Origin of the sequence: Micromonospora endophytica (assembly GCF_003236305.1) — a bacterium.
Taxonomy (GTDB): domain Bacteria; phylum Actinomycetota; class Actinomycetes; order Mycobacteriales; family Micromonosporaceae; genus Micromonospora; species Micromonospora endophytica.
The window spans coordinates 1-11,481 of record NZ_POTX01000195.1; the positions used below are offsets into that span (position 1 = coordinate 1).

The following is an 11,481-nucleotide window of genomic DNA, read 5'->3' on the forward strand; positions in this document are numbered from 1 at the left end:
CACCTCCACCCGCCCCGCTTGGTGATCACCCGTGAGCGGCCGTAGCCTCGGCGGCATGTCCGCCTCCACCCTCCTTGACGACCTGCGTGCCGTACTCGGATCAGATGCGGTGCTCACCGACCCGGATCTGCTTCGCGGACACGAGCGGGACGAAGCCGACCTGTGCGTGGCCGGCACGCCCCTGGCCGTCACCCGACCGCGCAGCACCGAGGAGGTGGCCGCCGTGGTCCGGGCGGCCGGGCGGCACGGCGTACCCGTGGTGCCGCAGGGCGCGCGGACCGGACTGGCCGGCGCGGCGAACGCGGTCGACGGCGCGGTGGTGTTGAGCACCGTGGCGATGGACGCGATCCTGGAGATCGACCCGGTGAGCCGGATCGCGGTGGTCCAGCCTGGCGTGGTCAACGCGGCGCTCGGCGCGGCAGTGGCCCGACATGGCCTGTGGTACCCGCCGGATCCGGGCTCCTGGGAGTCGTCCACCATCGGTGGCAACGCCGCCACCAACGCGGGCGGCATGTGCTGCGTCAAGTACGGCGTGACCAGCGAGTACGTGCTCGGCCTGGAAGTGGTGCTGGCCTCCGGCGAGGTGCTGCGCACCGGCCGGCGTACGGCGAAGGGGGTGGCCGGGTACGACCTCACCCGGCTCTTCGTCGGCTCCGAGGGCACCCTCGGCGTGATCACCGAGGTGACCGTGGCGCTGCGTCCCGCGCCAGCGGAGTCACTGACCCTGGTGGCCGTCTTCGGCTCCACTGCGGCGGCGGGCGAGGCGGTGGCCCGAATAGCCGCTCAGGGGCTCTCGCCCAGCCTGCTCGAACTCCTGGACCGCACCCACCTGGCGGCGATCGAGGCGTACCAACCGATGGGGTTGCGCGATGACGCCGAGGCGCTGCTGCTGGCCGCCGTGGACACCGGCCCGCGCGCCGCGGCGGACCTGGCCGAAGTGGCGGCCGTCTGCGAGGCCGCAGGCGCCGAGGAGGTGTACGCGGCCACCGACGCGGTCGAGGCCGCGGCGCTGCTGCGGGCCCGCCGGCTGGCGCACCCGGCGATGGAGAGGTACGCCGCCGAGGCGTACCCGGGCGGAAACGGGGGGCTGATCATCGACGACGTGGCGGTGCCCCGGGGCGCGTTGGCCGCGCTGCTCGACGGGGTGGCCCGGATCGCGGCCGAATGCGAGGTGCCGATCGGCGTCGTCGGCCATGCCGGCGACGGCAACATGCACCCGAACATCGTGGTCGACCGGGCCGATCCGGCAAGCCTGGAACGCGGCCGGCGGGCCTTCGACGAGATCATGCGGCTCGGCCTGGAACTTGGCGGCACCTGCACCGGCGAGCACGGCGTGGGGCTGCTGAAACGGGAGTGGCTCGCCCGCGAGATCGGCCCGGTGGGCGTACGCGTGCACCAGGCGATCAAGGCGGCACTCGACCCGGCCGGTCTGCTGAACCCGGGCAAGGTGCTCTGAGCGCCGGCGGCTGTTAAAAGGGGACCCCTGCTATACACGAGGCGTTAACAGGGGGCCCCTCCTTACAGACCATCCTTACGAGGAGGTCAGTTGGGCGGGGGTGTTCTGGGTGAGGAGCAGCAGGATCTCCTCGGCGACCGGTGTGCGTACCTCACCGGGACAGTCCTGCGAGGTGATCAGACCTGATCCGGTCAGCAGGCTGGAGGTCAGGGCACCGATGCAGGCCACCTTGTAGCCGCGCGCCTCGTCGGTCTCGCTGGCCAGCGTCGGGTCGGCGAGCAGCCCCTGCAACCGTTCCTGATGCTCGGCGCTGAGCACACCTGTCGAGGTGACCCCGTCACCCGCGCAGTTGACGCATTCCCAGCGGCCGTCCGGCTCCACGGTCAGGGTGCGCAGCGGCCCGTCCGTCCCCTCGTTCTGGAGCAGGCTGACGCGGTGTCTGCCCGGGCTTCCGGCACCACCGGCACCGTCCGCTGTGCCTGGTCCTGCCGCCGATTCGCGCTCGCCGCCGAACGGGGCACAGCCGCTGAGTGCGACCGCCAGCAGTGCGGCAGCGGGCAGGGAAGCAAGCCGTGACCAGGAAGGCGCCATCACGCGCGGAACTTACCCCACCGTAGGTAGCGAGCGTAACCCGCCGGACGGGTGCGATCTCCAGAGTGGAGCCTCAGCGGGGCAGTCCAGCGTCGTCGGTGCCCCGGTCCGGGGCGTAACCCCGCACGTCGGGAGCGCCCAACCGGGCCGCGTCGGCGGTCGCGTCGTCGGGCATCAGTTGGGACTGCCGCTCGGCCTCCACCCGCGCCCGGTAGTGCGTCACCTCGCGGGCCCGCCGCGCGTCGTCCCAGCCCAGCACCGCGCCCATCAGCTCGGCCGTGTGCTCGACCGACTCCAGGCCCCGGTGCGTCGTCTCGAAGGAGATCCGGGTACGCCTGGTGAGCACGTCCTCCAGGTGCAACGCCCCCTCGGCCCGGGCCGCGTAGGTCACCTCGGCGGCGAGGTACTCCGGCGCGCCGGCCAGCGGAGACGCCAGCAGCGGGTCGGCGTCGATCAGCGCCAGCAGGTCGAGCGTCAGGCTGCCGTAGCGCTCCAGCAGGTGCTCCACCACCCCGACCGGCACCGCGTGTCGGCGGGCCAGGTCGGCCCGGTCGCGCCACATCGACGCGTAGCCGTCCGCGCCGAGCAACGGCAGGTCGGCGGTACGCGACTGCCGCTGCCCGCCGAGCCGATGGGCCGCCCGGTCGACCACGTCGGCGGCCATCACCCGGTACGTCGTGTACTTGCCACCGGCGACCAGCAGCAGCCCCAGCATCGGCTCGATGACCGCGTGTTCCCGGGAGAGCTTGGAGGTGGAGTCCGCCTCGCCGGCCAGCAGCGGACGCAGCCCGGCGTAGACGCCCTCGATGTCGGTGGTGGTCAGCGGCCGGTCCAGCACCGTGTTCACCTGCCGGAGCAGGTAGTCGATGTCGCTGGCGGAGGCCGCCGGGTGGGACCGGTCCAGGCGCCAGTCGGTGTCCGTGGTGCCGATGATCCAGTGCCCGCCCCAGGGGATGACAAAGAGCACGCTGGTGGCCGTACGCAGGATCAGCCCGGCGTCGCCGGTGATCGCCGAGCGGGGCACCACCAGGTGCACGCCCTTGGAGGCGCGGACCCGGATCCCCGGCCGCAGACCGACGTCGTTGAGCATCCGGGACATGTCGTCGGTCCACACCCCGGTGGCGGCGATCACCGTGCGGGCACGTACCTCGAACTCGGCGTCGGGTGACCCGGCGGGTGCCTCCAGGTCACGGACCCGGACCCCGGTGACCTCCCGGGCCTGCCGGATCAACCCGACCGCGCGGGCGCTGCTCACCACGGCCGCGCCCAGGCTGGCGGCGGTGCGGGCCAGCGTGACCACCAGCCGCGCGTCGTCCACCTGCCCGTCGTAGTAGCGGATGGCACCGGCCAACGCGTCGGCCCGCAGGCTCGGGAAGACCCGCCGGGTGCCCTCCCGGCTCAGGTGCCGGTGCAGCGGCATTCCCCGGCCGCCGCCGAAGAGGCCGGCGAAGACGTCGTACGCGGCCACCCCGGCGCCGTAGTAGGCGCGCCGAGCCAACCGGGCGGGCACGTCGCGCAGCCCACGTCCACCGGGCAGCGGCACCAGGATCGGCACCGGGCGCACCAGGTGCGGCGCCAGCCGGGTGGCCAGCAGACCTCGCTCGGTCAACGCCTCGTGCACCAGGCCGAACTCCAACTGCTCCAGGTAGCGCAGGCCACCGTGAATCAGTTTGCTGGACCGGCTGGAGGTGCCGGCGGCGAAGTCACGGGCTTCCACCAGGGCGACCTTCAGCCCTCGTGAGGCCGCGTCGACAGCTGCCCCGGCACCTGTCACACCACCGCCGATGACAAGTACGTCGAAGCGTTCGGAACGCAGCCGACGCAGATCGTCGGCGCGACGGGAGGGCGAGAGCTGGCCGGCAACGGACCGCGAGACGTGTGGATCGCGCACCTGTCCACGGTAACCCCACCGCCCTCAGGCCCGAACAACTCGTGTTGGCGCGCAGCGGTGCTCCTCGGGTTTTCATAGGGTGTGCGGATGCGGGCGGAGCACTCCACAGCAGGCGGCGGTAGCCCCTGGGCGGTCGTCGCGGCGGTGCTTGTCGGTGCCGGGGCGGTCGCGGTCACCGTGCTGACGCAGGTCATCGGCTGGGCGGTCGACCAGGTGGTGCTGATCGGTGGACTGGACCGGCTGGTGCCGCTCTGGCCGCTGCTGGGCCTGTGCACCGTCCTCCTGATCGGTGCCGCCACACTGTCGCTCGCCCTGGTGCCCCGCTCGCCGACGCTCCGGGCCGCCGGCCGGGCCTGGTTGGCCGGGGCGGTCGCGCTGGGCGTGCTGGGGCTGCTGCGCGCGATCCCACCGGTGCACCACGAGGCGTACCTCGCGGCGCTGGCGGTCACGGCCGCCCTGCTGGCGCTGGTCGCGCGGCGGCTGGCCGCCTGGTCGCCGCGGGTCGGACCGCCCGCAGTGACGTTCCCCGTGCCTTGCGAGCCGCAGGCCGGACCTGCCCCCCAGGTCGGACCGCCCGCACCTGCGTTCCCCGTGCCTCCCGGCCCGCAGGCCGCAGCTGCCACGCCGACGCTGCTCGCCGTGGCGGCCGGGCTGGCCCTGCTGCTGCCCTGGGTCTGGGTCGGCGCGCTCGGCGGACTGCTGGAGACCATGCTGGCCGGGCTGGCCGCGGCGGCTGTCGGGGCGCTGGCCGCAGCCCTGCTGGGCGCGCGCTTCTGGGCGCACTTCGAGGCCGGTGATCGGCCTCGACCGGCCCGGTTGGTGCTGGTGGGCGGGCTGGTCGCCGGCGTGGTGCTGCTGTTGATCGGCGCCGGCACCGGCCAGTCCGGCGCCCAGTTACCGCTGCTGGTGACGCTGCCGCCGACCGGCTTCGCGCTGGCCGCGCTGCACGCGCTCAGCCGCCGGCTCGCACCGGAGCCCCACAGCCCGGCACATCAACACAGCCCGGAGCCCCACCACGGCCCGGCACATCACCACAGCCCGGAGCCTTACGGCCCGGAGCCCCACCGGGCCTTGGAGCGCCGTCACGTGCCGGGTGTTCCCCGCATGGCGGTCGCCTGGCTGGTCGGGCTCGGGGTGCTCGGCCCGTTGGCGTTCACCGATCCCGAGGAGATCAGCCTGCTGCTGGCCACCTCCCGCGATGTCCCGTTCTGGGTGGCGGTCGCCGCCGGCAGCGGGCTCGTCGTCGCGGTCGGGCTGGCGATCGCGTACGGGCTGTGGCTGGGCCGGCCCACGCCCGGTACGCCCCGCCGGGCGGTGGCAGTGGGAACCGTCGTGGCCCTGCTGGTCGCCGTCGGCGTGGTCGCGGTCACCGTAGGCCAACCGGGTCTGCACGGCGAGCGGCTCTTCGTGGTGCTGCGGGAACAGGCAAACCTCGACGGTCTGCCCGGCGATTCCGGGAAGGTGGGCCGGGACGCCCGCGCCGAACAGGTCTACCGGCGGCTCGTCGCGATCGCCGAGCGTACCCAGGCCGACCTGCGGCGGGAGCTGCGCCGGCTGCGGCTGGGCCACACCCCGTACTACCTGGTGAACGCGATCGAGGTGGACGGCGGCCCGGCGGTCCGGGCCTGGCTGAGCAGCCGCCCCGAGGTGGACCGGGTCCTGGTCAGCCAGCGGCTGCGCCCCCTGCCCGCACCCCCCGGTGCGGCCACTGGGGCTGCCTCCGCTCCGACCCGTCCACCCTGGAACATCTCCCTGATCGGCGCGGACCGGGTCTGGTCCGAACTGGGCGTGACCGGGGCCGGAATCACCGTGGGCAGCTCGGATTCGGGTGTGGACGGGCAGCATCCGGCACTGGTCGAGGGCTTCCGGGGCGGCGACGACTCGTGGTTCGACCCGTGGAACGGCACCCGGACACCTGTGGACCGCAGCGGGCACGGCACCCACACGGCAGGTAGCGCGGTCGGCCGGGGCGGCATCGGTGTCGCGCCGGCCGCGGACTGGGTGGGCTGCGTCAACCTCGACCGCAACCTGGGCAGTCCGGCGGCCTACCTCGACTGCCTCCAGTTCATGCTGGCGCCCTTCCCCCCGGCCGGCGACCCGTTCACCGACGGGCGGCCGATGCGGGCACCGGAGATCCTGACCAACTCATGGGGCTGTCCGCCGGTCGAGGGCTGCGATCCTCGAGCGCTGCGGCCGGCTGCCGACGCGCTGGAGGCCGCCGGGATCCTCGTGGTGGCGGCGGCCGGGAACACCGGTCCGTTCTGTGGATCGGTGCAGGATCCGCCCGCGCCGTATCCGGATGTGCTGACCGTGGGGGCGGTGGACGAGCAGCGTCGGGTGACCGATTTCTCCGGCCGGGGCCCGGCTCCGGACGGGTCGACCAAACCGGACCTGATGGCACCGGGGGCGGACGTCCTCTCGGCGATGCCGGGTGGCGGCTACGCCACGCTCGACGGCACCTCGATGGCCACCCCGCAGGTGGCGGGGGTGGTGGCGCTGATGTGGTCGGCGAACCCCGAACTCGTCGGGGATCTGGATCGGACCCGGCAGCTCCTGCGTGACACGGCCACCCCGGTCCAGGCAGGTCAACGCGACTGTGGCGGGGAACGGAACGTGGTCGGCGCAGGGCTTGTCGACGCGTACGCGGCAGTCCAGGCCGCACTCGGCTGACTCGTGCGGAGCTGCCGATCGCACCAGCGCCCCGGTCGATGACGATTAGGCTTCGAGCTAACGGGTGGGAGTGATCGGATGAGTCCGGTTGTGGTGCAGCGCGTCGAGGCCGGCATGATCGCCGTCCTCGCCGTCGTGGTGACCGTCGCCGCCGGTTACGCGTGGTGGTGGCTGCTGGTTCTCTTCCTCGCCTTCGACCTGTCCATGCTCGGCTACCTGCGCGGCCCTCGGATCGGGGCGTTCTGCTACAACGTGGGCCATTCCTATGCCCTGCCGGCCCTGGTGGCAGCGGTGGCGGTGACCGCCGCGGCGCTCGGCGACCCGGTCGGCTGGCTCGGTGTCCTCGCCGCGGCCTGGTTCTTCCACATCGGTGTCGACCGCGCGGTCGGCTATGGCCTGAAGATGACCGACGGGTTCGAGCACACCCATCTCGGCCGAATCGGTAAGGCGCAGCGACGGTGAAGAAAGGGCGAATAGCCCCATAGGCGCCGATAACACCGTTCGCCCTCGTCGACATCGACGGCCCCCTACCGTTTGGCGTAGAGGAGGCAGCGATGACCACGGACGACGATCAGACCCAGGATGTCCCACCGGTCACCTGGGCCCCGGTCCACGAACTCCCGGGCCAACTGCCGATCGACCGGCTCGATTACGGCGACGCCGAGCAGTTGGCGGAGATGACCGGGGCAGCCGAGCCACCCGAGGAACCACTCATTCTGGTGGACGAACCGGTCCCGCACCGCCCGCCGTACGGCCGCGCACACAAGCGGCGCAACCAGCGGCCGCTGCCGACATAGGAAGAAAGGGCGGACCGCTCACGCGGCCCGCCCTTTCTCGGCGTTGGAGCTGGACTCAGAAGTCCATGTCCCCGCCACCCGGGCCAGCCGGGGCGGCCGGGGTCTTCTCCGGCTTGTCCGCCACCACAGCCTCGGTGGTGAGGAACAGCGCGGCGATCGACGCGGCGTTCTGCAGCGCCGAGCGGGTCACCTTGGCCGGGTCGATGATGCCCGCGGCCAGCAGGTCGACGTACTCGCCGGTCGCGGCGTTCAGGCCGTGACCCGGGTCGAGGTTGCGGACCCGCTCGACCACGACGCCACCCTCAAGGCCGGCGTTGACGGCGATCTGCCGCAGCGGGGCGTCCAGCGCGATCTTGACGATCTGCGCGCCGGTCGCCTCGTCACCGGCCAGGTCCAGCTTGTCGAAGGCGGTCTTGCCGGCCTGGACCAGCGCGACACCACCACCCGGGACGATGCCCTCCTCGACGGCGGCCTTGGCGTTGCGGACGGCGTCCTCGATGCGGTGCTTGCGCTCCTTGAGCTCGACCTCGGTGGCCGCGCCGACCTTGATCACCGCAACACCGCCGGCCAGCTTGGCCAGGCGCTCCTGCAGCTTCTCCCGGTCGTAGTCGGAGTCGCTCTTGTCGATCTCGGCCCGGATCTGGTTGACCCGACCCTGGATCTGCTCGGCGTCACCGGCACCGTCGACGATGGTGGTCTCGTCCTTGGTCACCACGACCTTGCGGGCGCGGCCCAGCATCTCGATGCCGGCGGCGTCCAGCTTGAGGCCGACCTCCTCGCTGATGACCTGACCACCGGTGAGGATGGCGATGTCGGTCAGCATGGCCTTGCGGCGGTCACCGAAGCCCGGCGCCTTGACGGCGACCGACTTGAAGGTGCCCCGGACCTTGTTGACCACCAGGGTGGCCAGGGCCTCGCCCTCCAGGTCCTCGGCGATGATCAGCAGCGGCTTGCCGCCCTGCATGACCTTCTCCAGGATCGGGAGCAGGTCCTTGACCGAGGAGATCTTGCTGTTGGCGATCAGGATGTACGGGTCGTCGAAGACGGCCTCCATACGCTCCGGGTCGGTCATGAAGTAGGCCGAGATGTAGCCCTTGTCGAAGCGCATGCCCTCGGTGAGCTCCAGCTCCAGCCCGAAGGTGTTGCTCTCCTCGACGGTGATGACGCCTTCCTTGCCCACCTTGTCCATCGCCTCGGCGATGATCTCACCGACGGTGTTGTCACCGGCGGAGATGGAGGCGGTGGAGGCGATCTGCTCCTTGGTCTCGACGTCCTTGGCGAGCTTCAGCAGCTCCTCCGAGACGCTGGCCACGGCGGACTCGATGCCCCGCTTCAGGGCCATCGGGTTGGCGCCGGCGGCCACGTTGCGCAGGCCCTCGCGAACGAGAGCCTGAGCCAGGACGGTCGCCGTCGTCGTGCCGTCACCGGCCACGTCGTCGGTCTTCTTGGCGACCTCCTTGACCAGCTCAGCGCCGATCTTCTCGTACGGGTCCTCGAGCTCGATCTCCTTGGCGATGCTCACACCATCGTTGGTGATGGTGGGGGCACCCCACTTCTTCTCGAGCACGACGTTGCGGCCCTTGGGGCCGAGGGTCACCTTCACGGCGTCGGCGAGCTGGTTCATGCCCCGCTCGAGGCCGCGGCGCGCCTCTTCGTCGAACGCGATCATCTTGGCCATACGGCGTTGTCCTCCTGGACACTCACGGGCCACCCGAGTGTGTGCCCCGGATGGGCCGCCTGGTGTACGCACCTTGGGACGTCGCCACCTGGCGACGACGACGTCTCCTCGGCCGGGCCGGATAGCCCGCGACGACCGGCCACGTGCCTCACTCGTGTTTGTGTCACGAGTGCGACCGCGGCCCCACCGCCCCGACCATTGGCACTCACGCCATGCGAGTGCCAATGACTTGTTTAGCACTCTCCCCTGCCGAGTGCAAGCACGACCACCCGGATCAGTCGAGTTCCGCCGCCAGTTGCGCGCTGTTCACCGGGCCCTCGTGGGCACGCTGCTCGGCGTACGTCACGACCAGCCCCACCAGCTGGGCGGCGTGGGCCGGCAGCGCCAGCAGCGCGGCCAGACCGATCACCAGGAGGACACCGACGGTGGAGCCCGGGGAGTCGAGCGGCGTCGTGCCGAAGGGTGCGATCCCGAGCGACTCCACCATCGTGCCGATCACGGACACCACCACCACGGCCGCGAGCACCAGGGCGACCCGGCCGAGCAGCAGACCCAGCCGGTCGCGCAGCATCCGGTGCGAGCGGCCGATCGGGTCGCGCCGCTCGAACAGATAGACCGGACCGGCCATGGCCAGCGCAGACGCCGCGTAGATGCCGGGCAGGAGACAGAAACAGAAGCCGACCGTGATGATCAGCGTGAAGAGCAGCGTCCACCCCCAGAGGCCCACCGCACGGCGCAGGCCGTATCGCAGGGCGGCACCGAGATCGGCCGGGGCGCCGGCCGCCTGCCGAGCGATCACCCAGGTCCCGGCGGCCCAGCCGAGACACTGCACCAGGCCGAGCAGCAGGCTCCCGCCGAGCAGCAGCCCCAGGAATCCGGCCAGGTCGACCAGGAACCCCGGGGGGAGCTCATCGGCATCGGCGGCGAGCTGCGCCTCCCAGCGGGCCGAGGGATCCACCGCCAACCCGAGCACCGACAACACCACCGCCGGCAGCACCTGGGTGAGCAGCAGGATCGGCAGCAGCAGCCGCCAGCCCCGCCGGAACGCGTCCACGCAGCGGGTGACCCAACCCCCGACACCGACACCGGGCGGGGTGACCAGCGGGTCCGCGGGATCGAGACCGTACCCGGGCGGGGGATACCAGCCGTACGGCGGGTAACCCGGATAACCGCCCGGCGCACCGGGGTAGGGATAGGAATTGGGATACGGATACGGAACCGGGGCGGCCGGAATCGGCGGCTGAGCGCCGGGCGGGGTCGGGTCGGCGGGCTGCGGGCCGGAACTACCGAATACCGGGTCCGGCCCGTCAGACGACGACGGCGGACCTGCCGGGGGTGACTGGTCGGACATGAGCCTCCTCAGCGATGGCTGACCGGCTCATGATCTTCCCTTGTGAGGCGCCCGCACGGCAGTCCCCTCCGGCCACGATCACGCCAACCCCTGCCGACGGTCGGCCGGTGGGGTGGGCGAGGCGCGCTCACGCGATGACGCGTACCCGCTCCGCCTGGGGACCCTTCTGGCCCTGGGCGATCTCGAACTCCACCCGCTGGCCGTCGTCCAACGCCTTGTAACCGTCCATCTCGATGGCCGAGAAATGCACGAAGACGTCCTGTCCGCCGTCGACGGCGATGAAGCCGTAACCTTTTTCGGCGTTGAACCACTTCACGGTGCCCTGTGCCACGTGTCTTCCTCACTCCTGCGCGGCGTTCCACTACCTCTGATCGCCGGCACGCCGGCAACCCGAATCGACCGTCACGGCGATCTGAGGCGACCACAGAAACGGTGACCGAAAACGCACGGTACACGAGCCGTGACGGCGGCGCACGACCACAAATCGGGCGCATTCCGACCGGACAGCATCGTCGTACGTCATTGTGATAGGCATGCGGGCATGACCACCGACGGGGACGCGGTGGGCCGACCGCACGCGGACATCCGGCGGATCCGGCCCGCGGACACCGCCCGGATGCGCGCGCTGCGACTGGAGATGCTCGCCGATGCCCCGCTGGCCTTCCTGGAGACGCTCGCCGAGGCGGCGGCCCGCCCGCACACCGAGTACGCCGCCCGGATCGCCAAGGTCTCGACAGGCACCGCCCAGGCGCAGTTCGTCGCGGACCCGGGCGGGCGGCTGGTCGGTCACATAGGCGGGATGGCCCATCCCACGGAGCCTCGGGTGACGTTGCTCTACGCGGTCTACGTCACCCCGGCCTGGCGCGGCAGCGGGCTGCTCGCGGAGCTGGTCGCGGCGACAGCCGCCTGGTCCCGGGAGTGCCGACGTGACGAACTGATGCTGGAGGTCGTGGTCGGCAACGACCGGGCCTACCGGGCCTACCAGCGGCTGGGCTTCACCGACACGGGGGTACGCCTGTCTCTTATACACAGCTGACGCTGCCGACG

The 11,481-nt window shown here is 71.8% G+C and carries 10 protein-coding genes; 5 read left to right on the top strand and 5 right to left on the bottom strand.

Going from position 1 to position 11,481, the window contains the following annotated elements; genetic code table 11:
- Positions 1–55: 55 nt before the first annotated feature.
- Positions 56–1,456, top strand: coding sequence for an FAD-binding oxidoreductase (locus C1I93_RS22915; protein ID WP_111245364.1), 1,401 nt, complete (start codon positions 56–58; stop codon positions 1,454–1,456).
- Between the two features lie 75 nt (positions 1,457–1,531).
- Here C1I93_RS22915 and C1I93_RS22920 read toward each other — a convergent pair whose 3' ends face one another.
- Both C1I93_RS22920 and C1I93_RS22925 read right to left on the bottom strand, forming a co-directional pair.
- On the bottom strand, positions 1,532–2,047 hold the full coding sequence (locus C1I93_RS22920; protein ID WP_181445292.1) for a hypothetical protein: 516 nt from the start codon (positions 2,045–2,047) through the stop codon (positions 1,532–1,534).
- 73 nt (positions 2,048–2,120) lie between these two features.
- Entirely contained in the window at positions 2,121–3,938 is a 1,818-nt protein-coding gene (locus C1I93_RS22925; RefSeq protein WP_111245366.1) for a glycerol-3-phosphate dehydrogenase/oxidase, read from the bottom strand.
- An 87-nt stretch (positions 3,939–4,025) separates the two neighbouring features.
- Here C1I93_RS22925 and C1I93_RS22930 point away from each other — a divergent pair, with 87 nt between their 5' ends.
- The 3 genes from C1I93_RS22930 (at position 4,026) to C1I93_RS22940 (ending at position 7,405) form a co-directional block, all read left to right on the top strand.
- A complete protein-coding gene (locus C1I93_RS22930) occupies positions 4,026–6,608 on the top strand; it encodes a S8 family serine peptidase (protein WP_111245367.1) in 2,583 nt (860 codons plus the stop codon).
- 78 nt (positions 6,609–6,686) lie between these two features.
- The gene (locus C1I93_RS22935; protein ID WP_111245368.1) at positions 6,687–7,070 is read left to right on the top strand and encodes a DUF4260 domain-containing protein; all 384 of its coding nucleotides are present in this window, start codon (positions 6,687–6,689) and stop codon (positions 7,068–7,070) included.
- A 92-nt stretch (positions 7,071–7,162) separates the two neighbouring features.
- Entirely contained in the window at positions 7,163–7,405 is a 243-nt protein-coding gene (locus C1I93_RS22940) for a hypothetical protein (protein WP_111245369.1), read from the top strand.
- 55 nt (positions 7,406–7,460) lie between these two features.
- Here the strand turns inward: C1I93_RS22940 and groL are convergent, their stop codons facing one another.
- The 3 genes from groL to C1I93_RS22955 all read right to left on the bottom strand — a co-directional run bounded on the left by groL (position 7,461) and on the right by C1I93_RS22955 (position 10,765).
- Positions 7,461–9,083 carry a chaperonin GroEL gene (gene groL / locus C1I93_RS22945; protein ID WP_111245370.1) on the bottom strand — a complete coding sequence of 541 codons (1,623 nt, stop codon included), beginning with the start codon at positions 9,081–9,083 and terminating at the stop codon, positions 7,461–7,463.
- Between the two features lie 274 nt (positions 9,084–9,357).
- A complete protein-coding gene (locus tag C1I93_RS22950; RefSeq protein ID WP_111245371.1) occupies positions 9,358–10,434 on the bottom strand; it encodes a hypothetical protein in 1,077 nt (358 codons plus the stop codon).
- Between the two features lie 127 nt (positions 10,435–10,561).
- Positions 10,562–10,765 carry a cold-shock protein gene (locus tag C1I93_RS22955; RefSeq protein WP_013288855.1) on the bottom strand — a complete coding sequence of 68 codons (204 nt, stop codon included), beginning with the start codon at positions 10,763–10,765 and terminating at the stop codon, positions 10,562–10,564.
- A 210-nt stretch (positions 10,766–10,975) separates the two neighbouring features.
- On the opposite strand from C1I93_RS22955, the gene C1I93_RS33400 reads away from it, so the two are divergent.
- The gene (locus C1I93_RS33400) at positions 10,976–11,470 is read left to right on the top strand and encodes a GNAT family N-acetyltransferase (RefSeq protein ID WP_111245372.1); all 495 of its coding nucleotides are present in this window, start codon (positions 10,976–10,978) and stop codon (positions 11,468–11,470) included.
- Positions 11,471–11,481 lie beyond the last annotated feature (11 nt).

What these genes read in the sequence shown, in the direction of transcription:
- C1I93_RS22935 (WP_111245368.1), top strand. Translation starts at nt 6,687, where the DNA reads ATGAGTCCGGTTGTGGTGCAGCGCGTCGAGGCCGGCATGATCGCCGTC.
- C1I93_RS22940 (WP_111245369.1), top strand. Translation starts at nt 7,163, where the DNA reads ATGACCACGGACGACGATCAGACCCAGGATGTCCCACCGGTCACCTGG.
- groL (WP_111245370.1), bottom strand. Translation starts at nt 9,083, where the DNA reads ATGGCCAAGATGATCGCGTTCGACGAAGAGGCGCGCCGCGGCCTCGAG.
- C1I93_RS22915 (WP_111245364.1), top strand. Translation starts at nt 56, where the DNA reads ATGTCCGCCTCCACCCTCCTTGACGACCTGCGTGCCGTACTCGGATCA.
- C1I93_RS22920 (WP_181445292.1), bottom strand. Translation starts at nt 2,047, where the DNA reads ATGGCGCCTTCCTGGTCACGGCTTGCTTCCCTGCCCGCTGCCGCACTG.
- C1I93_RS22950 (WP_111245371.1), bottom strand. Translation starts at nt 10,434, where the DNA reads ATGTCCGACCAGTCACCCCCGGCAGGTCCGCCGTCGTCGTCTGACGGG.
- C1I93_RS33400 (WP_111245372.1), top strand. Translation starts at nt 10,976, where the DNA reads ATGACCACCGACGGGGACGCGGTGGGCCGACCGCACGCGGACATCCGG.
- C1I93_RS22930 (WP_111245367.1), top strand. Translation starts at nt 4,026, where the DNA reads ATGCGGGCGGAGCACTCCACAGCAGGCGGCGGTAGCCCCTGGGCGGTC.